This is a genomic window from Asticcacaulis sp. DW145 (genome assembly GCF_037101385.1).
In the GTDB taxonomy this organism is placed as follows: Bacteria; Pseudomonadota; Alphaproteobacteria; order Caulobacterales; family Caulobacteraceae; genus Asticcacaulis; species Asticcacaulis currens.
This window is the reverse complement of sequence record NZ_AP029025.1, coordinates 1173819-1195023: the sequence shown is the minus strand read 5'-3', so window position 1 is coordinate 1195023 and position 21205 is coordinate 1173819. Positions and strand designations below refer to the sequence as shown.

Annotated in this window: 21 protein-coding genes; 6 read left to right on the top strand and 15 right to left on the bottom strand. The window is 61.7% G+C overall.

What is annotated here, in order from left to right; translation table 11 throughout:
• Positions 1-610 precede the first annotated feature (610 nt).
• The 3 genes from AACH73_RS16710 to ileS all read right to left on the bottom strand — a co-directional run bounded on the left by AACH73_RS16710 (position 611) and on the right by ileS (position 4835).
• A complete protein-coding gene (locus tag AACH73_RS16710) occupies positions 611-1174 on the bottom strand; it encodes a DUF3035 domain-containing protein (RefSeq protein ID WP_272741786.1) in 564 nt (187 codons plus the stop codon).
• A gap of 85 nt (positions 1175-1259) precedes the next feature.
• Complete coding sequence (lspA, locus tag AACH73_RS16705; RefSeq protein ID WP_338735929.1) at positions 1260-1790, bottom strand: signal peptidase II; 531 nt, start codon at positions 1788-1790, stop codon at positions 1260-1262.
• Between the two features lie 156 nt (positions 1791-1946).
• The gene (gene ileS, locus AACH73_RS16700; protein ID WP_338735928.1) at positions 1947-4835 is read right to left on the bottom strand and encodes an isoleucine--tRNA ligase; all 2889 of its coding nucleotides are present in this window, start codon (positions 4833-4835) and stop codon (positions 1947-1949) included.
• A 394-nt stretch (positions 4836-5229) separates the two neighbouring features.
• On the opposite strand from ileS, the gene AACH73_RS16695 reads away from it, so the two are divergent.
• A complete protein-coding gene (locus AACH73_RS16695; protein ID WP_272741789.1) occupies positions 5230-5844 on the top strand; it encodes a GyrI-like domain-containing protein in 615 nt (204 codons plus the stop codon).
• A 36-nt stretch (positions 5845-5880) separates the two neighbouring features.
• Here AACH73_RS16695 and ribF read toward each other — a convergent pair whose 3' ends face one another.
• Positions 5881-6879: a riboflavin biosynthesis protein RibF gene (gene ribF / locus AACH73_RS16690; protein ID WP_338735927.1), complete on the bottom strand. Its 999-nt coding sequence runs from the start codon at positions 6877-6879 to the stop codon at positions 5881-5883.
• Between the two features lie 2 nt (positions 6880-6881).
• Positions 6882-7313, bottom strand: a complete 432-nt coding sequence (locus AACH73_RS16685) for a MaoC family dehydratase (protein ID WP_272741790.1) — start codon at positions 7311-7313, stop codon at positions 6882-6884.
• A 51-nt stretch (positions 7314-7364) separates the two neighbouring features.
• On the opposite strand from AACH73_RS16685, the gene AACH73_RS16680 reads away from it, so the two are divergent.
• From AACH73_RS16680 to AACH73_RS16670, 3 genes are all read left to right on the top strand, one after another.
• Complete coding sequence (locus AACH73_RS16680) at positions 7365-7625, top strand: hypothetical protein (protein WP_272741791.1); 261 nt, start codon at positions 7365-7367, stop codon at positions 7623-7625.
• Positions 7626-7719: 94 nt separating this feature from the next.
• Positions 7720-8106, top strand: a complete 387-nt coding sequence (locus AACH73_RS16675) for a response regulator (RefSeq protein ID WP_013480940.1) — start codon at positions 7720-7722, stop codon at positions 8104-8106.
• Between the two features lie 83 nt (positions 8107-8189).
• Complete coding sequence (locus AACH73_RS16670) at positions 8190-9143, top strand: protein phosphatase CheZ (protein WP_338735926.1); 954 nt, start codon at positions 8190-8192, stop codon at positions 9141-9143.
• Positions 9144-9678: 535 nt separating this feature from the next.
• Here the strand turns inward: AACH73_RS16670 and AACH73_RS16665 are convergent.
• From AACH73_RS16665 to AACH73_RS16655, 3 genes are all read right to left on the bottom strand, one after another.
• A complete protein-coding gene (locus AACH73_RS16665; protein WP_272741793.1) occupies positions 9679-10101 on the bottom strand; it encodes a response regulator in 423 nt (140 codons plus the stop codon).
• A gap of 90 nt (positions 10102-10191) precedes the next feature.
• Complete coding sequence (locus AACH73_RS16660; protein ID WP_272741942.1) at positions 10192-11064, bottom strand: TIGR01459 family HAD-type hydrolase; 873 nt, start codon at positions 11062-11064, stop codon at positions 10192-10194.
• A 103-nt stretch (positions 11065-11167) separates the two neighbouring features.
• Positions 11168-12235 (bottom strand): DUF5694 domain-containing protein, encoded by a 1068-nt coding sequence (locus tag AACH73_RS16655; RefSeq protein ID WP_338735925.1) that lies wholly within the window; start codon positions 12233-12235, stop codon positions 11168-11170.
• Between the two features lie 145 nt (positions 12236-12380).
• On the opposite strand from AACH73_RS16655, the gene AACH73_RS16650 reads away from it, so the two are divergent.
• Positions 12381-13253: an alpha/beta fold hydrolase gene (locus AACH73_RS16650; protein WP_272741795.1), complete on the top strand. Its 873-nt coding sequence runs from the start codon at positions 12381-12383 to the stop codon at positions 13251-13253.
• A 147-nt stretch (positions 13254-13400) separates the two neighbouring features.
• On the opposite strand, the gene AACH73_RS16645 is transcribed toward AACH73_RS16650, so the two are convergent.
• The 6 genes from AACH73_RS16645 to xseA all read right to left on the bottom strand — a co-directional run bounded on the left by AACH73_RS16645 (position 13401) and on the right by xseA (position 18811).
• Positions 13401-13778, bottom strand: coding sequence for a GxxExxY protein (locus AACH73_RS16645; protein ID WP_272741796.1), 378 nt, complete (start codon positions 13776-13778; stop codon positions 13401-13403).
• An 80-nt stretch (positions 13779-13858) separates the two neighbouring features.
• Positions 13859-15142 carry an EAL domain-containing protein gene (locus tag AACH73_RS16640; RefSeq protein ID WP_338735924.1) on the bottom strand — a complete coding sequence of 428 codons (1284 nt, stop codon included), beginning with the start codon at positions 15140-15142 and terminating at the stop codon, positions 13859-13861.
• A 101-nt stretch (positions 15143-15243) separates the two neighbouring features.
• Positions 15244-15741, bottom strand: coding sequence for a response regulator (locus tag AACH73_RS16635; RefSeq protein WP_272741943.1), 498 nt, complete (start codon positions 15739-15741; stop codon positions 15244-15246).
• A gap of 238 nt (positions 15742-15979) precedes the next feature.
• The gene (locus AACH73_RS16630; RefSeq protein ID WP_272741798.1) at positions 15980-16852 is read right to left on the bottom strand and encodes a M23 family metallopeptidase; all 873 of its coding nucleotides are present in this window, start codon (positions 16850-16852) and stop codon (positions 15980-15982) included.
• A 56-nt stretch (positions 16853-16908) separates the two neighbouring features.
• On the bottom strand, positions 16909-17127 hold the full coding sequence (locus AACH73_RS16625) for a DUF2093 domain-containing protein (RefSeq protein ID WP_272741799.1): 219 nt from the start codon (positions 17125-17127) through the stop codon (positions 16909-16911).
• 37 nt (positions 17128-17164) lie between these two features.
• Positions 17165-18811: an exodeoxyribonuclease VII large subunit gene (xseA, locus tag AACH73_RS16620; RefSeq protein ID WP_338735923.1), complete on the bottom strand. Its 1647-nt coding sequence runs from the start codon at positions 18809-18811 to the stop codon at positions 17165-17167.
• A gap of 124 nt (positions 18812-18935) precedes the next feature.
• On the opposite strand from xseA, the gene AACH73_RS16615 reads away from it, so the two are divergent.
• Positions 18936-19856, top strand: a complete 921-nt coding sequence (locus tag AACH73_RS16615) for a PAS domain-containing protein (RefSeq protein WP_338735921.1) — start codon at positions 18936-18938, stop codon at positions 19854-19856.
• On the opposite strand, the gene AACH73_RS16610 is transcribed toward AACH73_RS16615, so the two are convergent.
• Positions 19843-21201 (bottom strand): glycoside hydrolase family 27 protein, encoded by a 1359-nt coding sequence (locus tag AACH73_RS16610; RefSeq protein ID WP_272741802.1) that lies wholly within the window; start codon positions 21199-21201, stop codon positions 19843-19845. The genes AACH73_RS16615 and AACH73_RS16610 overlap by 14 nt on opposite strands.
• Positions 21202-21205: the final 4 nt, after the last annotated feature.

Sequence of the window (21205 nt, the reverse complement as noted above, 5' to 3'; positions counted from 1 at the left end):
GAACGTCACGAACGCTGAGCCGTAACGCCGCCTGCGCCCGAAGGGCTTTACCACGGATGCACACGGATGGCGGCTTTGCCGCCGACACGGATACCCGTGCAGACGAACGCCCTTCGTCATCCGTGTCTATCTGTGGTTCAAAAGAGTCTCGCTCGCGATGTCAGTAAGAGGTGTGAACCACAGATTTCACAGATTTCACAGATGGGCGCTGCGCGCCGGGCGGGCGACACGGGCACGGATAATCTGTGGCATCTGTGAAATCTGTGGTTTCTATTCTTTCAGCACAAGTCGTGACGCCTGTGGGCTTTTAAGGAATGTCTTTCACCACGGATGCACACGGATGGCGGCTTTGCCGCCGACACGGATACCCGTGCAGACGAACGCCCTTCGTCATCCGTGTCTATCTGTGGTTCAAAAGAGTCTCGCTCGCGATGTCAATAAGAGGTGTGAACCACAGATTTCACAGATGGGCGCTGCGCGCCGGGCGGGTGACACGGGCACGGATAATCTGTGGCATCTGTGGAATCTGTGGTTTCGATCTTAAGGCGTAAACCCAAACGAAAAAGGGCCGCAGTGCAGCAGCCCTTTTGAAACCACAATGTCTTACGGCTTACAGGCCGGGCAGTTTGAAGGACTTTTCCTTCTTCTGCTCGATGGTCACCTTGCCGTCGCCCAGCAGCGACTTGATGCGGGCCGCTTCGGCTTCCGGGTCGAGCGCGTTGACTTCACCGGCGATCACCGAATTGGTCGAGGGCACGGGCGCCGGGGTCGTGTCCTTTTTCCAGAACAGGATCTTGTCGGCGAAGCTCTCTTCCTTATAGGCCAGATCGCCAAATTCATCGTCCACGACGTAGCGGGCCAGCGGATCGGCCTTATCGGCCCCGGCCTTGGTGGCCAGCACCTTCTCGCCTTCGGAGCGGGTGATGGCCTGACGCTGACCCAACAGGGCCTCACGCGCCGCGCTTTCGGGTTGCAGTTCCTGCGGGCGGGGCTCACCTGGCGCGGGCGGACGCAGCGCGAAATCCGGCGGCACCACCAAAGGCGCCTTGGTCACGACGCGAAACTCGTCCGGCACGACCTTGTTCAGGCCCAGCGCGCTCTTGGTCGATTCGCACCCCGTCAGACCGACGCCGGCGATCAGCACCAGACCCGCCACTACTTTGACCGACTTCATTCTTCGCTCCGCATTATCCGTGCCCTTTTTCAGAAGGGGCCGGAGAGTGTTACTTGCTTTTCGCCGCCCTGCCAAGGGTCCGCGTTTAACCTTGTTTCGACTCTTCCCGATTGAGGAAGAAGACGTCGATGAACAACAGGGCCACGCCGATATTGATGGCGGCGTCGGCGATGTTGAACACCCACGGAAAGCCGAGCCCCGAAAAATCGAGAAAATCGACCACGCCGCCGTAGATGACCCGGTCGATGGCGTTGCCGATGGCTCCGCCCGCCACCAGAGCCAGCCCCAGACCGAGGACGCGCCGGTTGGTGCGGCGGACCCAGTCGATCAGGCAGGCCGACACGACCAGCGAAAACAGGGTGAGCAGCCAGCGGCCGATCCCTTCCGAATGGAAGAAACCGAAGCTGACGCCCTTGTTCCACACCATGCTGAACGAGAAGAAGGGCAAAATCTTGACCTGTCCGAGACTGGGCAGTTGCAGACCGTATAAAATCCAGTTCTTGCTGATCTGATCGAGGATCAGGCCGATCAGGCCGATCAGCAGCATCTGCCGCCCCAGCGGCGTGGTGTGCGGCGGGGCGAAGTGGGTTTTCAGCTTGGTGTGAAGGTCAGTCATGATTGGCCGTCGATGCAGAAGATAAGCACCTCCCCTGATATCAGGGGAGGGTGGATCGGCGCGTGAGCGACGAGACGGGTGGGGTTAATCCCGCCGCATAACCCCCCTCCGGCTAAAGCCGGTATCCCCTCTGATATCAGGGGGGAAGCGGGACGACTAGCCCCCACGAGCGGCGTCCCATTCGGCGACGGCGGCGGCGTCGCGCAAAGAGAGATCCGGGTAGCGCGGGTCCGAGCCCACTTCGGGCAGGATGCGCCACGACCGCTGACACTTGTTGCCGTGCGCGATGTGCACCACGACCGACACGTCCTTCACCTCGTTGAGGCGGAAGGCGTCGTCCGGGCCGACTGAGGCCGACAGCACGGCCTGAGACGTGCGGAAGACCTCCGCCGCGTCGATGCCGTCAAAGGCCGCCAGCAGCGGTTCGGAGTCGATAAACACCGTCGGCGCGGCTTCGAGCGCCGAACCGATCACCTTGTCGCGGCGCTTCTCTTCCAGAGCGGCGGTAACGACCGACAGCACTTCCTCGATCTTGCCCCAGCGCGCCGCTTCGGCGGCATTGTGCCATTCGGCGGGCACGGCAGGCAGGGTGCGATAAAGGTTTTCCGGTGCGTCCGGATAGCGATAGCTCCACGCCTCTTCGGTGGTGAAGGCCATGATGGGCGACAGCCAGGCCGTCAGGCGCTCAAACAGGATGTTGAGCACGGTGCGGCAGGCGCGGCGCTTTACGTCCGACGGCTTGTCGCAATAGAGGCTGTCCTTGCGGATGTCGAAATAGAGCGACGACAGGGTCTGGGACGCAAAATCGGCCACCGGACGGATGACGCCGGCGAAGTCATAGGCGTCATAGGCGGCGCGCACCTTGGCATCCAACTCATGCACGTGGTGCAGGATATAGCGTTCCAGCGACGGCATGTCCTGATAATCGACGGCCTCAGCGTCCGTATAACCGTTGAGCGCGCCCAAGAGATAGCGCAGCGAATTGCGCAGCTTGCGATAGGCGTCCACGGTCGTCTGGATGATCTGCTTGCCGATGCGCAGGTCGTCGGAATAGTCGGACAGGGCGACCCACAGGCGCAGAATTTCGACGCCGGATTCCTTGGCGATGTCCTGCGGGGCGACGACATTGCCCTTGGACTTCGACATCTTCTCGCCCTGTTCGTCGAGGACGAAACCGTGGGTCAGGACGGCCTTATACGGCGCACGGCCGCGTGTGCCGCACGACTCAAGCAGCGACGACTGGAACCAGCCGCGGTGCTGATCCGAGCCTTCGAGATAGAGGTCGGCGGGGCTATGGGTATTGTCGCGGCCTTCCAGTGTAAAGGCGTGGGTCGAGCCGGAGTCGAACCACACATCCAGAATATCCGTAACCTTCTCATAGTCCGCCGGATTGTAGCCATTGCCCAGAAAATCCTCGTCCGGGCGCGTGAACCAGGCGTCTGCGCCCTCAGATGCAATGAGCTTGATGATGCGGTCGTTGACCGCCTCGTCCTTCAGCGGCTCACCCGTCTTTTTATCGACGTACATGGCCAGTGGCGTGCCCCAGTTGCGCTGACGGCTGATCAGCCAGTCCGGGCGGGTTTCGACCATGCTGCCGATACGGTTGCGGCCCTGATCGGGGTAGAAGGCGGTCTCGGAGATGGCCTTCAGCGCCGTGGCGCGCAGGTTCGTCTCACCGTCCATGCGGATAAACCACTGGGGCGTGTTGCGGAAGATGACCGGGGCTTTAGAGCGCCACGAATGCGGATAGGAGTGATCGACGCGACCGCGCGCCAGCAGGTTGCCGGCTTCGATCAGCTTTTCCATCACCACCTTGTTGGCGTCGCCGAACTTGCCGGCCTTCTTGCCCTCGGTTTCAAGGACTTTCAGACCCGCAAACAGCGGCACATGCGGGTAGTAGGCCCCATCGGGGTCCACGGTGTCGGGGATGGAATCCAGCGAATAGCCATGCTTGAGCCACACCAGATAGTCGTCCGCGCCGTGGCCGGGCGCCGTGTGCACGAAGCCCGTACCGGCATCGTCCGTGACGTGATCGCCCGCCAGCATGGGCACGTCGAAGTCATAGCCGCCGGGTCCACCTACATCGAACAACGGATGTTGCAAGGTCCACCCAGTTGGATCAACAGACGCCACCTTGGACCAGCGTGCTACCTTGGCCGCCTTGAAAACATCCTCGACGAGTTTATCCGCGACGATGAGACAGTCGCCGACCGAGACCCAAGGTTCGAACTCAAGATTTTCTTCAATCGCCTCGACTTTGAAGGAACTATAGGCGACCTTTGGGTTGAAACTGACGGCACGGTTTGCCGGGATAGTCCATGGCGTTGTCGTCCAGATCACCACATCTCCGGGAACCGGGCCATTTAGGACCGGGAACTTCACCCAGATGGTCGGGCTGACGTGCGGGTGGTATTCGACCTCAGCGTCGGCCAGAGCCGTGCGCTCGACCGGCGACCACATGACGGGTTTTGAGCCCCGATAAAGCTGGCCCGACATCAGGAACTTGTGGAACTCCGCCGTCACCTTCGCTTCGGTGTCGAAGTCCATGGTGGCGTAGCGCTCATCCCATTCGCCTAAGACGCCCAGACGCTTGAACTCTTCGCGCTGCACGCCGATCCATTCGGCGGCGTATTCGCGGCAGGCCTTGCGGAACTCGGCGGCGGGCACCTCGTCCTTCCTCCGGCCCCTGGCGCTGAACTGCTCCTCGATCTTCCATTCGATGGGCAGGCCGTGGCAGTCCCAGCCGGGGACGTAATCGACGTCATAGCCCATCAGGAACTTCGAGCGCACCACGAAGTCCTTGAGAATCTTGTTCAGCGCATGGCCGATATGGATGTTGCCATTGGCGTAGGGCGGGCCGTCGTGCAGCACGAACAGGGGGGCGTTCTTGGCCTGACGCGCCTTGCGCACGCTGTGGTACAGGTCGGACTCTTCCCACTTTTTCAGCATTTCGGGCTCGGCCTTGGGCAGGCCGGCGCGCATCGGGAAGGCGGTTTCAGGCAGGAAGACGGTTTCGCGGTAATCGCGTGAAGGGTGTTCGGACATGAATCCTGATATCTCTGGGAGGGGATACGGTCAAATAAGGCGTGGCGATGTACTCCCAGCGCAAGACCCGGTGCGGGTGGCTTACGCTGGGCTTCAAATTCGAAGCTGCGCCCGTATCGTCAACATGGAGGCAGCGTTTATCAGAGGCCGCCGGGATTGCCTAGAGCGGAATGGTTTCTAATGGACATTCCGCTCAAACCGCAAAGGTGGCGGCCAAGGTGGCGCAAGCCACCGCCCGGCGAGGGGCCAAACAAAGACAGGGAAAGAAAAGTGGGTGAGGGTCCATTGTTAAAGCGCCTCCCCTAAAATTAGAGGAGGGGCTTTGGGTTGGGGGCGCATCTAATCCTGACAAAAACTGTCAGCACGGCTTGTAACCTCCGCTCAGGAGGTGCCCATGCGCAAGGTCGATCTGAAACGCGAGCGCAAGTCGCTCTATACCGCGCCCGCCGGTCAGTTTGTGCTGATCGACGTGCCGCCGCTGCCGTTCCTGATGATTGACGGCCACGGCGACCCCAATGGCGACGGCTTTGCTGCGTCCATGCAGGCCCTGTTTTCGGTGGCCTATGGGCTGAAATTCATGAGCAAGGTCGAATGTGACCTCGACTACAGCGTGCCGCCGATGGAAGGGCTGTGGTGGGCTGATCGTTTCGAGCGTTTCTATGACCGCGACAAGGACCTGTGGTCGTGGCGGATCATGGTGCCGCAGCCGGACGCCATCACGCCGGATATGTTCGCCCGCGCCGTGGTCGGGGCCGGGCGCAAGGGTAAAGGCGGTTCGGCGCTGGGGCGCTTACGGCTCGAAACCTGGGCCGAGGGCTTGAGCGTTCAGACCCTGCACATGGGGTCTTATGACGACGAAGGCCCGCTGATCGCGCGCCTGCATCAATGGATTGCCGACAATGGCCTGAGCGAAACCGGCCACCACCACGAAATCTATCTGTCTGACCCGCGCCGCACTGTGCCGGAGAAGCTGAAGACGATCCTGCGTCAGCCGGTGCGGCACGTTTAGACCACTGGCCCTTCTCCCCGTCTGCGGCAGACGGGTTTATCGAAAATACGCCCGTGCCGTTTCGGCGTCTCTGGCGATTTGCGCTTTTAGGGCATCGAAGGAGGGGAATTTCTGTTCGCCGCGCAGATAGTGCAGCAATTCGACCTCGATCACCTGATCGTAGATGTCGTGGTCCAGCCCGAAGATATGCGTCTCGAAGCGCTCAGACAGGCCGCCCACCGTCGGGCGCTTGCCGAAATTGGTGACGCTGCCCAGCACCCGCCCGTCGCTGAGCCGCGTGCGCGTCACATAGACCCCGTATTGCGGGCGCAGATAGTCGCCAAGCTCGATATTGGCCGTCGGAAAGCCGATCTGACGCCCGATCTGATCGCCGCGCGACACGACACCGGCAAAGGCCTGCGGACGGCCCAGCACGTGCCCGGCCAGTTGCGCGTCACCGGCTTCCAGCGCCTCACGCACGGCCGACGACGACAGCTTGTGCCCCGTCTCATCGGTCTGACACGGGGTGACGGCGGTGGTGAAGCCCATCGACGCCCCTGACTCGCTGAGCGTCTGCGCCGAACCGCCGCCCTTCGCGCCATAACGGAAGTCGAAGCCGCAACTGATGTGGCTCAGTTTGAGGTGGTCGTGCAGTATGCTCTGCGTAAACGCCTCCGCCGTCAGGGCCGACAGCGTCTCGTCAAAGCGCAGCACAAAGACGTATTCAACGCCCAGCTCAGAAAAGGCGCGCACCTGCTGATCGAGAGTCATCAGGCGAAACGGCGTGACGGGCTTTCCGGCGCGCGTCAGAAAGAAGGCCTGCGGGTGCGGGTCGAAACAGACGACGGCGGAGGGGGCCCCCAGACGGTGTGCGGCGGCGATGGCGTTTTCGATCACCCGCTGATGGCCGCGGTGCACGCCGTCAAAGCTGCCTATCGCCGCACAGGCACCGGTCGGCCACGCCACGCCCTGCGCCGCCGCGTTGAGCGCCTGCGCGCGCAGGGCTCCGCCGGGTTCGAGCGTCAGAAGAAACGCCTTGGTCGCCATTTGCGCCATGCTCAGACCGGCTTGCGCGGGGCGATGACCTCGGCCACGCCCTTGGCATAGGTCTTGCCGCCGACGCTGGCGACGGTAGTCAGGGTCACGACGCCGGTCTTGGACTGAATATCGGTGACGGTGAGGGTGATGGTCACCACGTCGTCGATCTTCACCGCGCGCTTGAAACTCAGCGACTGCGACACATAGATGCTGCCGCGTCCGGGCAGGCCGCCGGCAATGGTCGCCGAAATCCACGCATTCAACAGCGCCCCGTGGGCGATGCGCCCCTTGAACGGTGTGGTCGCCGCGTAGGCCTCATCGACGTGTACGGGGTTGTGGTCCTCCGACACCTCGGCAAAGGCGCGGATAGCCGCATCGGTGGCGGTGAAGGCGCGCTCCAGCGACTGACCCACGCTCAGGTCTTCGAGATACACGGTGACGGCATCGGTCATCAGCAAGGGTTCCCATGGCTTTTGGCCTGATCTATAGCGGGATGATTTTAGATGAAAACATCATCCCGCTATAGATTCCTATTTGTCGCGCAATTTTTCCGAAAAGTGGTTTCCACTTTGTCGGATTGCGCTTTAGGGCGCGCGGCAGCGTTTGCCAAGACGCGCGGTGCAGAATCCCGCCGCTCTGAGGTGCGTAAAACTGTCCCGATTTGGCATTATTTTTTCAAACGCGGTTCACAAAACGCGGGTTTTTCATGGTTAACTATAGTTATATCATTGAATAATATAAAAAAATTTGGCCGCGCCCTTTAACTCTATTTTATCCGCTTGCTGCCATTATGGCCCAGTCAGATGTGAAGGGCCTGCATAAGGCAGGTTCGAGTATTACAAAGGTGGGCACACTCACATGGCCGTCGATATGTCCATGCAGATCCTGGTGGTTGATGATTACAAGACCATGCTTCGGATCATTTCCAATCTGCTGAAGCAGCTGGGATTCGAGAACATCGAGGAAGCGTCGGATGGCGCGGAAGCCCTCGAAAAGATGAAGAAGACCAGTTACGGTCTGGTCATTTCCGACTGGAATATGGAGCCCATGACCGGCTATGAGCTTCTTCTGAAGGTGCGTTCAGACGATTCGCTGAAACGCACGCCCTTCATCATGGTTACGGCCGAGTCCAAGACCGAGAACGTGATCGCGGCCAAAAAGGCTGGCGTGAACAACTACATCGTTAAGCCGTTCAACGGTGCGACGCTGAAGCAGAAGATCACCGCCGTTCTTGGCGAATTCTAAAGCGCAATCCGATAAGTGGGCGCCACTTTTCGATAAGGTTGCGCGAAGAACTAAAGTATTGACCGACTATCATGCAGGTTAAAATGGGCCAGGTTGCACCCAAACAGGCTGAATCTCCCGCTCTGGAGCCCGTTGACGCGGCTCTGGCGGCGGCGATGGAGCCCAAGCTGATCAATTTGATGCAGCAGTCCGAGGCCCTTGTCAGCCTGATGCGGGAATTCTTCCAGCAGCTCGACAGACGCCGCGCCGAAGAGTTTGCCGTTATCGCCGACTATATCGCCAAGGCCAAGGAAGAGATCCGGGAGCTGAGGCCGCACGATCTGTCGCAGGAGCGTATCCCTACGGCCGGTGCGGAACTGGAAGCCATTACCCGCGATACGGAAAACGCCACGCACAACATCATGAACGCCGCTGAGGCGATCATGGGCATGGATGTCTCCGACCCCAAGGCCTACAAGGCGGCGGTGGACGACGAGGTGATGAAGATTTTCGAAGCCTGCTCGTTCCAGGACATCACCGGTCAGCGCGTGTCGAAGGTCGTCAACGTCCTCAAACAGATCGAGGAGCGCGTCGGCAAGCTGGCGGCGACCCTGGGCGTTGAGGACAAGGATGTCGAGCTGTCCGAACGTGAAAAGCGTGCCCGCGATCTGCTGCTCAACGGCCCCGCTATTGGCGGTCCGGAAACCCGTCAGGACGCCATCGACGCCATGTTCGATGAAGCGCCTGTGACGGCCCCGGAACTGAAGGTGCAGGCCCCGAAGGTTGAAGCGCCCAAAGCCGAACCCAAACCGGAACCACAGCCTGAGCCCAAGCCGGAGCCGGTCGCCAAGGCGGCCCCTGCACCGGTTGCCGCCCCGGACCCCACCCCGGACGCCGGCAATTCTCAGGATGATATCGACGCCCTGTTCGATACGCCGGCCCCTGCGGCCAGCAATGAGCCTCAGTCTCAGGACGACATCGACGCCCTGTTCGACATGTCGCCGGAAGACCTCAAAAAGACCAATTCTCAGGACGATATCGACGCCCTGTTCGACTGATCCGGCGGGCTCCCGATCACTCCCCATAATGGACAAGGCCGGTCAACGGCCTGTCCCGCAGGCCTTCGTGATGGTGGCCCGTCAGGGCGGAATGACAGACCGTCATTCCGCCCTGACTGTTTTCTTGTCGCGCATTTTATTCCGAAAACCGCTACGCACTTTTGGCTTCGCCGAACTGCGTTTCGGAATGCGCCTAAACCCCTTCCGCCCCTATCCGGAAGTGGTTTTGCTGTGATAAAGAGCAAACGCTAGAGGTAGCCTTTGGTGATAGTTCTTAACATACTGGGTTTCGTCGTTGTCTTCGCGACTCTCTGGCTTTTCTTTTGGCTCGGCCTTACAGAACGGCCAAGGTGGCTGATTATTTTGCTTGCCGCGATATTCACTCTGGCCAATATGGTAGTATGGCACGCCCTGAAACTACCATGCGCTGAGGCGCGGCAAATCTCAGCAGGGCTGATCATCCTTGCTGGTGGATTGATACCTGTATTGCGCTGGGTGTTTCCTAAAAGAGCCTCGTTCAGGCGCTTAGGATAGATCAAGCCCTGAGCGCCGCCAGTTGCTGCGACAGGTCGGTCTGGTCGCGGCTGTCGATCGAGGTGCAGATCTGCTTCACATCGACATAGCTGAACGGTTTGGGCAGCAGGTAATCGGCCTGTTCGCGGCGCGCCTTGTTGAGCATGGTGCGGATCATCACCGGATCGTTGCGCTGACCGGCGGACATGATGCCGATAGGCGTGCCGTGTGCGCGTTCGCGCAGTTCCGCCATGTGGTCCAGCACATTGTCTTCACCGAGGAAGATGTCGGCCAGGATCAGGTAGAAGCGGGACACGTCCAGTTGCGCCCGCGCTTCGGCCAGCGAACTGGCCGTGACCACTTCGCAACCCTGCTGCGCAAACATGCGGGCAATGATACGCGCCTGAGTGGCGCTGTCTTCGATGATCAGGACGGTTCGCGACACGGCGCCACCCCAGGTACGTTTATGACTTCCTTATTTTGGAGGCGACCTGTTGATAAAACATTACTGTGGTTGCGCTACCAGAACTTGTCTTCACCATGTCAGGGCGGGGGAGACGTAACGGGCGCTGGCCTTTTCGCTTTCCAGCACCTTCACCAGCAGTTGCGCATCGAGCTGACCCTCGGCATTGGTGGCTTCAAGCGCATGGATACCCGCCGCGATAAAGACGAGGTCCAACCCCTGACCATTGGCCCCCAGCACATCGGTCGGCAATCCATCGCCGATGGCAAGGATGCGCGATTTATCCACCTCACGCCCGGCCACCGCCTTCAGGGCCTGATAGCAGAGGTCGTAGATGGGGGCATAGGGCTTGCCCGCCATGATCACTTCGCCGCCAAAGGCCATATAGATGTCGGCCAGAGTCCCGGCGCAGTAGATGATCTGATCGCCGCGCTGCACGATGCGGTCAGGATTGGCGCAGATCATGGGGATGCCGCGCCGGGCGGCGGCTTTCAGGTCGGGGTGGTACTGCTCCAGCGTGTCGTTCTCATCGTCAAACAGGCCCGTGCAGGAGATGAAGGCGGCTGTTTCCGGCGTGCCGCTCAGATCGACCCCCAGCCCGTCATAAAGGGGCGCGTCGCGCTCCGGCCCGATGATCCAGGCCGAGCCCTTTGGGGCATAGTCTTTCAGGAAGGTGCGCGTGGCATCGCCCGACGACACAATGGCAGAAAAGGCATCGTCATGGACGCCCAGATCGGCCAGTTGCGCCTTCAGCCCGTCCTGCGGGCGCGGCGAGTTGGAAATCAGCACAACGGGCCCGCGCTCGGCCTTGAAGCGGCGCAGGGCATCATAGGCCTCCGGAAAATGCCGCTTGCCATTATGGATGACGCCCCAGATGTCACAGAAAACCGCGTCATAGTCAGCGGCGATATCGGACAGATGGGTCAGCAGATGCGGGGCGTTCATGGCGGGCCTTTCGTTGAGAGAGGCCTTCATAGAACAAGCGCCCGGAAAGGGGAATCCGGTTTTTCGATCTAAAGGCAGGTCAGGCGCCGCGGCGCTTAGAGCGTCATTTCAGGACGCTGGCCGTGTCCACCAGTTCGACCTCGTGCATCTGGTTCAGATAGGCGTCGAAATAGGGCTTGTGCGAGGCGCCGACGACGCTGAGCACGCGGGCCCCCGGTGTCCTGACGAAGGCGGCGCGGATATTGGCCACCATGCGCAGGTTACGCACCTCCCACCAGCCGACATACTGACGGCCCCAGTAGTCCGGGGTCTTGTCCGCCGCTGCCTTTCCGAAATCGGATGTGATGGCGTACATCTGCATCGGCGGGCTGTTGTAATAGCGGAACAGGTTCAACATGCCGGTCGCCGCATTGGCGTCGGCTGCCGGGGCGGGCGGGGCGGGGTCCTTCGGACTCGACCAGATGCGGGTGATGGCCGCTTCGAAGGCCGGATCTTCGCTCTGAACCGCGTCCGAGGTGTGGTCATCCACCGAATAGACGCGCTCAAGTCCGCTTCGGGCCGCCAGAACCGCAGCGATCTGATAGTTTTCATTGGGCGCGGCCGCAATGTCGGTCAGCAGTTTGAGCAGGGCCGCGTCGAGGCCGTCGCCGACGCGCCGTTCTGCCGCAGGCAATCTCAGCCACTGTACCAGCGCCGACGCCCGTTCATTGGCGGCCAGAAGCGTGGCCGCCAGACGCCGCCGCGCCGCAGGGGTGGGGTTGGCGGGCCATGAGGCCAGCATGGCCTCGGCCTGCGCATAGGCGGTGAGTACATCAAGGCCCGTGGCCTTTTGCGCCGCGTCGGTAGGGCGGCAATACTGATCGGCGACGCCGGGGTAAATCGTCGGGTAGCGCCGTAACTGATCGCACTGCATCCCGGACAGGGCTTCGATGGTGATGACCGTCGGCTTATAGGCCGCCAGCTTGTCGAGGAGCGCGCTCATCGAGGCCGGATCGAATTTATCCAGATTGCTGAGATGGATACTGCCCAGCACCAGAACCTGCGTCTTCGGGCCGGCGACCGGAGGCTTCCAGGTGGTCGGATCAAAGGCCGGGGTCTGTGCCATTGCGGGCATCCCCAGCGAAAAAGCCAAAACCATCGCCAGTCCCGCGCGTGCCAACACAGTTTTCATGATGTCCCCCTGTGGTACGTAACCCGTAACAGCCTACCACAGGTTCGGCGCACGTCCATACTTTATACGGTCTGGCCTTTTGCGGGCTTGCCGGGCATATCGCTGCCGCCCGAACTGCGCTATGACAGGGCAGGGAGGCGAGCCCATGCGCAGCTATCGTCTGACGTCCAATGGACTGAGCTTTGCGGTCGATGAGGCCGGGGAAGGCGATCGCGTGCTTTTGCTTCTGCACGGCTTTCCGCAGAGCCGCATCGCCTGGCATCCGCTGATGGCCCCGCTGGCGGCCATGGGGTGGCGGGTTCTCGCCCCGGACCTGCGCGGCTATGGCGACAGTGAGCGGCCCGGACGCCAGAGCGATTACCGTATCGAGCGACTGAGCGAGGATGTGCTTGCCATTGCCGAAGCGGCAGGCGCCACGCGGCCCGTGCTGGTCGGGCACGACTGGGGCGGGGTGGTGGCGTGGCGCACGGCCATCGACTATCCGGAGCGCGTATCCGGGCTGGTGGTGGCCAATGCCCCGCATCCTGCGGTGTTTGAACGCTTGCTGTACAGCGGTCTGCGGCAGAGGCTGCGCTCGCTCTATGTGCTGTTCTTCATGCTGCCGTGGCTGCCCGAATGGCAGGTGCGGCGGCGTAAGGGTCGCGGGCTGGCGGCGCTGCTGCGGCGTCAGTCGCCGGCCTTCGGTCAGGCGGCACTTGAGGCCTATGCCGAGAATATCATGCGTCCGGGGGCCGCCACGGCGATGATCAACTATTACCGCGCCAATGTGACCCGTCTGGTGACGCCGCGCACCAAGGCCCCGCTCAGCGTGCCGACCCTGATGGTGTGGGGGATGGCCGATCCGTTCCTGGATGCGGCCCTGACCGAGGGCAATGAGGCGTATGTGCCTGATTTTACTCTACAATGCCTGCCCGGCGTCTCGCACTGGGTGTTGGAAGAGGCCGGGGACCGGCTGGTTGCCGCGATTGAGGAGTGGTCACGGCTGAAAGGGCTGGCCGGGCGACATTGGGCGCCATGAAGTGACGTTGATAGAGCCTGTCACCAAAGGGAAAGATTCACCACGGATGCACACAGATATGTGCGGCGGTGCCGCACGTGACACGGATGATTCGAGGATGGGGTAATTAGCAGGGTAAAAGTTGTTGGGCGAACGCACGGAGCGGAATTAAAGCGCGAAGCGTTCGATCTGGGCCTTGGGATGGGTGCCAAAATTAATGATCAGGCCCAGACTGAGGCCCGTCGCTTTGAGATAGTTCAGGAGTTGAGCGCGGTGGGCCGGTACGATGGACGGGCAGGCCTTAATTTCAACAATGATACTCTCAAAGCAGACGAAGTCTGCCTGATAGGTTTGCGTCAGCACCGCTCCCTTGTAGCTGAGAGTTAGGGCTTTCTGAGCTACAAACGGAATATCGTTTACGCGAAACTCGTGCACCAGACATTCCTGATAAACGGCTTCGAGAAACCCAATGCCTAAGGTGTTGTGGACTTCGAAGGCCGCGCCGCTGATACGATAGACCTCGTCTTCAAAATGAAGCTTCGTCATAGCCCCCCCTCTGCGCTATAACATCCGTGTCAATGAGCGGCATTGCCGCTCATATCCGTGTCTATCCGTGGTTAAAAACCTTAAGCCCGGCGGCGTTGCGGAGGCAGGGTCGATTTGATGAAGCCCGCCGGGGGAGCGGTTTCCAGTAGCACCTGCTCCTTGATGGCGCGCGGTTCGCCGAACAGGTGGCCCTGGGCGAAGGCGACCTCGATTTCGAGTATGTCCACCACCTGACGCTCGTTCTCGACCTTTTCGGCGATGACGTCGATGCCATAGCGCGCCAGCAGGTTGGCGTAGTCGCCCGCGTGGATATCCTTGAGGAAGCGCAAGGCCGGCTTGCCGTCGATATTCATCAGTTGATCGAGCAGTAGATTGGCGCCGATCTTCACATAACGCACGTCCGAACGTTGCAGGTCGGTCAGGTCAAGGTCGATGGAGGTGATCTTGTCCAGCGAGAATTTGAAGCCCATATCGGCCAGTCGCGCCATGTGACGGGCTTCCATGGCCCCGCGCGCCGCATAGGCGTCCTGACCCAGCTCAAAGATCACCGAATCGGCCAGATCGCGGTTTTCGTTGAGAAATTCAAGGAACTGCGGGAAGAAGACCTCATCGCGCAGCGAGGTCAGCGAAATATTGCAGAAAATGCCGATGCGACGGTCCTGCTTGGCCAGGCGGCGCACGATCTGCACGCAGCGGAACAGCAGCAGGTTGTCGATGGAGGGCACCAGACCTTCGGGTTCAGCCACCGACAGATATTCGGCGGGCATTAGCACGCGGCCGGTGGCGTCGCGCAGGCGCGAGAAGCTCTCATAATAGATGGTCTTGCGCTGCGGCAGGGAGACGACGGGTTGCAGATAGAGGTCCACGCGGTTTTCGATCAGGGCCTGACGCACGGTCTCGATCAGGGCTATGGCCTGCTGTTCCTGACGCGACAGGGGCGCGGGCTGCGGCGCCTGAGCCGGGCCGGGCACGGCCTGCCAGTCGGCGAGACGCTCCTCGATGCTTTCGCCCAGCTTGAGCACCAGATTTTCCAGCATCTTCACTTCGGTGGTCAGTTCGTCGGTGCGTCCGACGCGCTGGTGCTGCATCTGATCGGCCAGTTCGACCATGTCTTTCTGCGTGACATCAATGGCTTCGACCATCAGGCGATGGGCGTCGCGCACCAGATCAATCTCTTTCGAGAGGCGGCGTTCTGACAGGTACTGATTGACGAAATTGTGGATGGCGAAACAGACGGCCAGTGTGGCCAGCGCCGCCGCTATGCACGCGCCCGTATCCGATCCCCCGGTATAGAGCGCCATGGCCGCGCCCAGCGACAGAAACAGATAGGTTCCCATCAGCAGTATGGAGGTCAGTCTTCCCATCGGGTGTACCTGTCGAACAACCGCGCCGAATCGCGCCAGAGGCGACTATGCGGCGATTTGGGGCGCAAGCCAAGCCGGCGTTAATACTTACTAACAAGCGGTTAAGCGAGGAGGCCGTCACTGGCGCGGCGCAGGGGGCCGTTATAGGGCTGATCGGTCTTGCGGCGGCGGTCCGGGCCGAAATAGCTGGCGCAGCGGATATAGGGGCGGGGGCGCATGACCACGGCGTCCAGCCGGCTCAAAAGGGCGCGGGCCGTGAGGGGTTTGGCCACGAATTCATTGACCCCGGCGTCGCGCGCCTCAACCACGCGCGAACGCTCGGAATGGCCGGTGATCATTACCACGGGCAGATAGGGGTTGCTGGAATCGCTGGCCGTGCGCAGCATCCGCGTGAATTCAACCCCGTCGATCGGATACATGTTGAAATCGACCAGAGCGATATCGGCCGGAAACTGACGCAGGACGTCGAACGCCTCGGCCCCGTCGCGCGCTTCGCGCACGTCGCGTATGCCCGACCCCTTGAGGATGGCCAGTACGATCGAACGCATGTGCTGATTGTCTTCAACCAGCAGAATTTTCAGGGCCCCGTAATCTGCCATATCCCCCATGGTCCGGATCTGCGCTCATCTTGACGTAACGTAAGGATGGCGTTGTTTTTGCAAACCTGTGACAAAGAGTAGCGCTGTTACGATGAAGGATCGGCGAGATCAAGCCCTAATGCGCAACGGATTTTCACGAACCTGACGCTAAGCGACCAAATGTCGCAAATGGCATTGAAAACAAGAGTGTTATTGTGCGATAAATGATGAAATCTAAGGTAATATAAAACCGATTTCGCTACGCCTGCGATACCACCCACAACGAAGGGTCGAGCGCGCGGTCACGCCATTTCAGGCGCCAGCACAGATGCGGCCCGGTGGCGCGTCCCTTCTGCCCCACCTGACCGATAATCTGGCCCTGCGTCACAAGGTCGCCGGCCTTTACCGTCAGGGTGGACAGGTGCAGATACATGCTGATCAGGCCCTGACCGTGATCGAGCAGAATCAGGCCGCCTTCGAAATGCAGGTCGGGTTCCGCCAGGGTGACACGCCCCGTTTGGGGCGCATAGACCGGCGTGCCTTCGGCTGCGGCCATGTCGAAGCCATAGTGCGGGCTCTTGGCCTCGCCATTGAGGACGCGCTGATTGCCGAAACGTCCTGTATTGACGAAGTGACGCAGCGGCCAGACAAAGGGCCGCACGAACCAGGTGGCATCTTCCCGGCTGGCGAAGCCGATGTTTTTGAGGTCGCGCTCCCTGGCGATGCGCTCCAGAAGCGCCGGGTCCGAGGGACTGACCTGATCGGGGGGCAGGCCGTCGATGCGTTGAATGTCGTAGGGGGTGCGCAGGATTTCAAAGTCCATGGCCGGTCCCGACCCGATGGCCAGCCGCGCCATGGGCGGGGCGTCGCGGTCGAAGCCGATAACGAAATCACCCTGTTCGGAGGTCAGGCCGCGCGCCGTGCCGTCAAGAATGACCTCCTGACGCGGTTCGGCCCGGCCAGTGGCAAAGCCGCTCTGCACAAACTTGCCGGTCAGATTATAGGCGCCGCCTTTTAAGGTCCGCGCCCACACCGAGCCGTAGGGGCGTGGATCGGCTCTGACAAGACCGGGCGCGATAAGGCCCGCAAGGCCCAAGGCAAGCCCGCCGCCCAGAATGTGCCTGCGCTTCATTGTGGCTTGTCGCGCATCTGAGTCCGAAAAGTGCGTCCCACTTTTCGGGATGCGCTTTAACGTCCGTTCAGGGCTTTCCATCGGGCCGTGGCCTCTTCCGGCCCGGCATAGGCCTCCTGCGTGCGGGGATTCCAGTAGCGCAGGGCCTCCAGCGGGATCTGCTTGCCCGACACGGCGCAGATCACGAACTTGCCCGGACGCATGACGGCGTATTCACCGTCTCCGTAATGGAGGATGGCCTGATCGGGAAGGGGCGGCTTGGAATGCATATTCATGCGCCCAAGATAGGCCCGACCTCAGTGGGGCGCAAGATTAAAACAGAGAGCCCTGTTCCGGTTTCGGGGGCGCGGGGCGGGGCTTCGGGGTGGGTTTGGGGGCCGGGGGGGCTGAGGTGCCGTCGCTGGCCACGACGCCGAGCGTGCGGTCGCCCTTGAAGGTCAGGGTCAGGGCCTCGCCGGCGCTCACGCCGTCGGGTGAGGTAACGAGGTGGCCGTCGGCGCGGCTGACGCGGGCGAAACCGAGGTTCAGCGGGCGGTCGGGGTCGAGGCTGAGGCGCAGTTGATCGAGCCGGTGCAGGCGCTCGGCTTTCTGGCTCAGCAGCCGGGCAAAGGACGCTCCAAGCCGCTGTTGCAAGTCCGGCAGTCGGGCGCGGCGTTCCGCGTCGTCGAGGCGGCGGCTGAGGGCTGCGTCGAAACGCTGGCTCAGGCGGCCGAGGGCCTCGCGCTTCAGGTCGAGCGGGCGCAGGGTCAGGGCCGGGGTCAGACGCGCCGACAGGCGGTTAAACTCCTGCCTTTGCCGTTCCACGCCGCGCGTCAGGGCCGCTGTGGCGCGCTCGGACAGTTGTGTCACGCGCTCGGCCTTGAGCTGGCGCGGGCGCTCCAGCAGGGCGGGCGAAAAGCGCGCCGCCGTGCGGGCAAAGGCCGTGTCGTGGGCATTGAGGTTGCGCAACAGCCCGCCGTCCAGCCGATGCGCCGCGTAGTCGAGCCTCTGTTGCGCCGCGTCGATCAGGTCCTGCGGTTTGGGCAGGGCGCGTCCCAGCAGCGCCACGCGTTCACGCCGGTTGCGCAAGGCCTGATCAAAACTGCCCAGACGGCGGCGTTCCAGATCGAGCACAAAGCCGCGCAGCTCGCTCAGGACGGGCGTCGCCATTTCCGCTGCCCCGGTGGGGGTAGGGGCGCGGCGATCCGACACAAAGTCGATCAGGGTGGTGTCGGTTTCGTGCCCGACGGCGGAAATCACGGGGATGGTGCAGGCGGCGACGGCGCGCGCCAGCCCTTCGTCGTTGAAGGCCCACAGGTCTTCGACCGAACCCCCGCCGCGCGCCACGATCAGCACGTCCGGGCGCGGCACAGCCTCCGATTGAAAGCCGTTCAGGGCCTGAATCACCTGCGGCGGGGCGGCGTCGCCCTGCACAATGACGGGCCAGACGATGACACGGCAGGGCCAGCGGTCGCGGATGCGGTGCAGGATGTCGCGGATGACCGCCCCGGTGGGCGAGGTGATGACGCCGATGGTTTTGGGCGCGAAAGGCAGGCGCTTTTTGCGTTCCGCTGCAAACAGCCCTTCGCCGTGCAGTTTCGCCTTGGTGCGCTCAAGCTGCGCCAACAGGGCACCGATCCCGGCGGCTTCGAGGCTCTCGATCACGATCTGGTACTTGGACGAGGCGGGGAAGGTGGTCAGCTTGCCCGTGACGATGACCTCAAGCCCGGCCTGTGGTTGCGCTTTCAGGCGGCTGACATTGCCCTTCCAGATAACGCCGTCGATGGCGGCGCGGTCGTCCTTCAGCGTCAGATAAACGTGACCCGACGTATGCCGCGTGACCTTGGAGATTTCGCCGCGCAGCCGCACATGGTCATAGGCGCTTTCAATCGTGCGTTTCAGCGCGCCGGCCAGTTCGGATACCGACCAGGGCGGGCTGTTGGATTGCGAATCGGCGGGGCTAAGCAGGTCTTCGGACATGTCACCCGTTTACCTCTGACGGGAAAAACTGTCACGCGACGAAATGACCCGTTGCGCGCGAGGAAATAACGTTGTTTTCTTCATTTTGTGCTAAACTAAAGCGATAAAAAGAGGAAGGCACCTGATGATCACCGAAACAGACGCACCGGTTTCCGAGGTCCAGCGGCGGGAGGCCCAGCGCCTGAATGCCTTGCGCACTCTGGAGATTCTGGACAGCGAGGCGGAGCCCGAATTTGATCAGGTCACCCGACTGGCGGCGGATGTCTTTGACTGTCCGATCGCCGCCATCTCGCTGATCGACGCCATTCGTCAGTGGTTTAAGGCCAGTGTGGGTTTGTCGGTTTGTGAAACGCCGCGCGAACAGGCCTTTTGCGACTATACGATCTGCCGCGATGAGGTGATGGTGGTGCTCGACGCCACAAAGGACCCGCGCTTTGCCAATAATCCGCTGGTTCTGGGCGATACCCATATCCGCTTCTATGCTGGGGCGCCGATCCGCTTCGGGGAGGTGCTGGTGGGCTCCCTGTGCGTCATCGACACGGAAGCGCGCACCGAATTTAACGCGCGCGACCGGGCGCGTCTGACCACGCTGGCGGCCACGGTGTCGTCGCTGATGACGCTGCGCAAGGACGCCCAGATGCAGAAGTCCATCGTGCGCCGCTGCAACGAAAATCAGAAGAAGCTGGAAATGATGGAGGCGGTGGCCGGGGTCGGCTACTGGCACGTCGATCTGGAAAACCAGACGGTGGAATGGTCGCAGGGCGTGTACCGCATCCACGGCCTGACGCCGCAAATCTTCCACCCCAACCTGACCAATGCGCTGGAATGCTATCACCCCGATGACCGTCAGCGCGTGAGCGACTGCGTGAAGGCCGCCGCCTCTCGCGGTGAGGGGTACAGCTTCGAAGCGCGGCTGGTCCGCGCCGATGGCGACATCCGCACGGTTTTCAGTCAGGGCTCGGTCGAATGCGACGAGGCGGGGCAGCCCCTGTCGCTGTTCGGCGTGCTTCAGGACGTGACGGGACGCAAATCTATAGCGGCGTGAGCTTGTACAGGACGCTGGCGTGGCCGCGCAGTTCCAGCGAAATCTCTTCGTCCGCCGTTGAAACGGCCCCGGTCCACAGATTGTGCACGCGCGCTTTTTCCGGCGCATTGATGGCCTTCAACGGCTGGGTCACCACCTGCGGGTGGTCGCTGATATTGAAGATAGCCAGATAGCGCGCCCCGGAATCTTTCGCGCCGTCTGCGGTTTGCGCCGTCCACACCACCTGCGCGCCGTCGTTGGAGACGGGGACGTTGTTCACACTGTCCTGATTGAGCGCGATAACCTCCTTATTGGTCAGGAGTTTCAGCGTCGCCTCATCGAGTGCGCGCAGGTCGCCGCCCATGATCAGTGGCGAGCGCGCGATCGACCACAGGGTCATCAGGGTTTGCTGCTCATCGGGTGTGAACTTGGTCTTGCGCTGCCCCAGCGCCAGGAGGCCCAGCGGCAGCATGTCGGCATCGGGCCACGCCCCCGGCCGGCGATAGGGGCTCCAGTCGGCCAGCCGCTTGAACTGCGCCTTCAGCATGTCCCAGCTATCCCAGAAGTCGTCGGAAATGCGCCACATCTGGGCATTGTTCTGCGCATGGACGGCCCATTTGAGGTCGGTTTCACCCGGCGACAGGCTGAGCACGATCGGGCGGCCCGATGCGGCGATGGCGGCCTGTGCGCCTTCGATTTCCGGCCAGTTGATGTCATAGGGGCGGCTCATATCATCCATCTTGACGAAGTCGATGCCCCAGTCGGCAAACAGCTTAAACACTGAGTTATAATAGGCCTGCGCCCCCGGCTTCGACATATCGACGCCGTACATGTCGGTGTTCCAGGTACAGACCGAGTTGGGATTGGCCACGTCGCGCGCGGTGTATTTGGTGCCCAGAATCGGCAGGTTCTTCTCATAGGCCAGACGCGGAATGCCGCGCATCAGGTGCACGCCGAACTTCAGGCCCAAGGCGTGCACCTTGTCGGCCAGCGGCTTGAACCCCGCGCTGTTGGCCGCCGACGGGAAGCGGTTGGGCGCAGGCAGCAGGCGGCCATAGCTATCCATGGCCAGCTCTGCCCCGTGACGGTACTCATAGCCGGTGGCATTGGGCTCATACCATTGAATATCCACCGTAAACACGTCATAGCCTGCGGGTAAGAGCTTGTCGGCCATGATCTTCGCCGTCTCCAGCGCCTGCGCCTCGGTCAGGGTGGTGGCAAAGCTGTTCCAGCTGTTCCAGCCCATAGGCGGCTTGGGCGCGCGGAGGGTGGACGACCTAGGCTGTGTGGCCGCAACGGCGGGTAGGGTGGTGGCCCCGATCAGGGCCGGAGCGGCAAACAGGGCGCGACGATTCAGCGTGGACATAGCG

Coding starts and splice junctions, on each gene's coding strand:
- AACH73_RS16710 (WP_272741786.1), bottom strand. CDS start 1,174: ATGAAGTCGGTCAAAGTAGTGGCGGGTCTGGTGCTGATCGCCGGCGTC.
- lspA (WP_338735929.1), bottom strand. CDS start 1,790: ATGACTGACCTTCACACCAAGCTGAAAACCCACTTCGCCCCGCCGCAC.
- ileS (WP_338735928.1), bottom strand. CDS start 4,835: ATGTCCGAACACCCTTCACGCGATTACCGCGAAACCGTCTTCCTGCCT.
- AACH73_RS16695 (WP_272741789.1), top strand. CDS start 5,230: ATGCGCAAGGTCGATCTGAAACGCGAGCGCAAGTCGCTCTATACCGCG.
- ribF (WP_338735927.1), bottom strand. CDS start 6,879: ATGGCGCAAATGGCGACCAAGGCGTTTCTTCTGACGCTCGAACCCGGC.
- AACH73_RS16685 (WP_272741790.1), bottom strand. CDS start 7,313: ATGACCGATGCCGTCACCGTGTATCTCGAAGACCTGAGCGTGGGTCAG.
- AACH73_RS16680 (WP_272741791.1), top strand. CDS start 7,365: ATGAAAACATCATCCCGCTATAGATTCCTATTTGTCGCGCAATTTTTC.
- AACH73_RS16675 (WP_013480940.1), top strand. CDS start 7,720: ATGGCCGTCGATATGTCCATGCAGATCCTGGTGGTTGATGATTACAAG.
- AACH73_RS16670 (WP_338735926.1), top strand. CDS start 8,190: ATGGGCCAGGTTGCACCCAAACAGGCTGAATCTCCCGCTCTGGAGCCC.
- AACH73_RS16660 (WP_272741942.1), bottom strand. CDS start 11,064: ATGAACGCCCCGCATCTGCTGACCCATCTGTCCGATATCGCCGCTGAC.
- AACH73_RS16655 (WP_338735925.1), bottom strand. CDS start 12,235: ATGAAAACTGTGTTGGCACGCGCGGGACTGGCGATGGTTTTGGCTTTT.
- AACH73_RS16650 (WP_272741795.1), top strand. CDS start 12,381: ATGCGCAGCTATCGTCTGACGTCCAATGGACTGAGCTTTGCGGTCGAT.
- AACH73_RS16645 (WP_272741796.1), bottom strand. CDS start 13,778: ATGACGAAGCTTCATTTTGAAGACGAGGTCTATCGTATCAGCGGCGCG.
- AACH73_RS16640 (WP_338735924.1), bottom strand. CDS start 15,142: ATGGGAAGACTGACCTCCATACTGCTGATGGGAACCTATCTGTTTCTG.
- AACH73_RS16635 (WP_272741943.1), bottom strand. CDS start 15,741: ATGGCAGATTACGGGGCCCTGAAAATTCTGCTGGTTGAAGACAATCAG.
- AACH73_RS16630 (WP_272741798.1), bottom strand. CDS start 16,852: ATGAAGCGCAGGCACATTCTGGGCGGCGGGCTTGCCTTGGGCCTTGCG.
- AACH73_RS16625 (WP_272741799.1), bottom strand. CDS start 17,127: ATGAATATGCATTCCAAGCCGCCCCTTCCCGATCAGGCCATCCTCCAT.
- xseA (WP_338735923.1), bottom strand. CDS start 18,811: ATGTCCGAAGACCTGCTTAGCCCCGCCGATTCGCAATCCAACAGCCCG.
- AACH73_RS16615 (WP_338735921.1), top strand. CDS start 18,936: ATGATCACCGAAACAGACGCACCGGTTTCCGAGGTCCAGCGGCGGGAG.
- AACH73_RS16610 (WP_272741802.1), bottom strand. CDS start 21,201: ATGTCCACGCTGAATCGTCGCGCCCTGTTTGCCGCTCCGGCCCTGATC.